The 2,072-nt window shown below is 66.3% G+C and carries 2 protein-coding genes; both read right to left on the minus strand.

The window, feature by feature from the left end; translation table 11 throughout:
• Positions 1 to 117 precede the first annotated feature (117 nt).
• Entirely contained in the window at positions 118 to 1,281 is a 1,164-nt protein-coding gene (locus tag Q0283_RS10245) for a hypothetical protein (protein WP_298044485.1), read from the minus strand.
• Positions 1,278 to 1,916 (minus strand): RNA polymerase sigma factor, encoded by a 639-nt coding sequence (locus Q0283_RS10250; RefSeq protein WP_298044487.1) that lies wholly within the window; start codon positions 1,914 to 1,916, stop codon positions 1,278 to 1,280. Before Q0283_RS10250 ends, Q0283_RS10245 begins: the two co-directional genes overlap by 4 nt.
• Positions 1,917 to 2,072: the final 156 nt, after the last annotated feature.

Consider the following 2,072-nt stretch of genomic DNA (forward strand, 5'->3'; position numbering starts at 1 on the left):
CCGTCTCCTCTCGGATCAGGCCGGACCCTCACACACCGTTTTTCTTACAGTCCCGCGGAGCACGGATCTTGACTTGAACTACGGGAGAGTCAATGGACGCTGGCAGGCGCCTAGGGTTCAGCGATCGTGGAGTTGGATATAGCGGAGCACTGAGGGAACCGGGAAAAGGGGTTCTTCGACTGGGGGGCCGGCGAGGTAGGCCTCTTCGTAACCGGTGATCTGGCCGGTGTGTGCGTTCACGAGCAGGCTGGTGCGGTAGGTGCCGCCGTCCTCGGTGTGGAGTCCGAGCGCGTAGGCGGGGTTGCCTCGCCGGTCGGTGGTCTGGCCGAGGTAGTCAATGCCCGGTTCGGTGCCGAGGGCTTGCAGCAAGGCGTCGTTGGCTTCCGGGGTGAGGCTCCACCACATGAGCATCATTCCGGTGACCTGCAGCAGGCCCCGGTCACCGTCAGCGAAGGCAGCCAGGTTGTTGTCCCGCAGGTCGGCAAGATACATCTCCATGGCGCTGCCGGTGGCTGGCGGCGGCTCGGGGAACATCCCGGAGAAGTCATCCTCGGTGTACTCATGAGTTACGGTCTCGCCAGGCTTCAGCTCTTCACCCTTGAGGTTCCGCGCCTCGGGGTCCAGGGGTCGGCCGTCGGCATCAATCGGCATGCCGGCGGTGATGACCTGGCGGACCATGTCCCCGGGCTCGGCGCTGAGTCGGTAGGTCTTCGGCAAGGTGATGTCCGGGGTGATCTCCCGTGCGGAGGCATCCCACATCGTTCCCAGCTCCCAGTGGGTCACCTCCAGGTCGCGCGGCGACCGCGGCTGTACGGCGGACTGCCCGGCTTGTCGGGCCAGGTGCACTACGTCGGCCTTGGTCTCGGGGGCGTCCGACCTCGGGGCGCCAGCGGCTGATCCCCTCAGAACCTCGCCGCCTCGGCCTGGGTCGTCAATCTCCAGGGGCCGCGCCACGCTCTGAGTCGCGACCAGCACGGCCCTCTCATGCGCCTGGTGGTACGCATAGCCCCCGACACCGATGCCAATCGCCAGGGTGATCGACGCAGCAGCCGCCGGCAGCACCCAACGGGTCCGTGTCGACCGGGACCGGAGAGACGCTGATCGGCGGAACCGGCGGGGTTCACCGCCGGGGAGGACTTCTACGTGCCGTGTATCGGACCGGACGGTGTCTTCGTCGGCCAGTAGGGTGGCCAGGTCCGCCTCGGCCCGCTCATCCAAGGGGTGATCGGCCGGTGGCATCGGGACGGGGTTGAGCATCCGGAGGCGGTCGTCCAGGTTCATGACAGTCCTTGGGTCGTCGACGTTGGAGCGGGATCGGCGGACGCGGAATCGTCCGGGGTGAGCAGGTCACGCAGCAGGGACCGGGCTCGGGAGAGCCGCTTCCAGACGGCCTGGACGCTGCAGTCCAGAACCTGGGCGATCTCACCAGCGGCCAGCTCTTCCCAGTAGGTCAGGTACAGCACCTCCCGATGGTCCGCCGGGAGCCGGCGCAACTGGTGGATCAGGTCCATCTGCTCGTGGTGTCCGGACCGGGCCCAGTCCAGGGCCAGCCGGTCCAGCAGGGCGGCCTCCCGTGCATGGCGTTGATACTCGTTGCCCAGCAGGTTCCGGCAGGTGGCATAGACGAACGCCAGCCCGCGTTCCAGGGCCACCTCCCTCTTCTGCCACACGACACGGTAGGCCTCGGCCACCACGTCCCGGGCGGTGTCGTCACTGTCAATGCGACGACGCGTGAACGCGTAAGCCTGCCAATACGTCTGCCGGTAGAACCGGATGAAGGCGGCCTGGTCGGATCCAGACGATGGCGCTCGGGCGGCTTGACCCTCATGCGATCTCACTGCCGTGTTCCCCGCGCCCGGATGTCCATCGCTATGCCCCCTCGACTCAAGCGGGCCCGCTGCCCACCCTTCACCCATCTTGTTTGGGTAAACCGCCGATCCTGACACTCACACACCGATTCTTTTGAGCAACAGCGTTCCTAGGGGCCGTCATGGCACCACCCGAGCGCATGTCAGGAGGGACTGCTGCACGAATAGGTGACATCTGATCTGTGACGCTGTGAGGCGTTGCTG

The organism is uncultured Citricoccus sp. (assembly GCF_937871995.1).
GTDB lineage: Bacteria > Actinomycetota > Actinomycetes > Actinomycetales > Micrococcaceae > Citricoccus.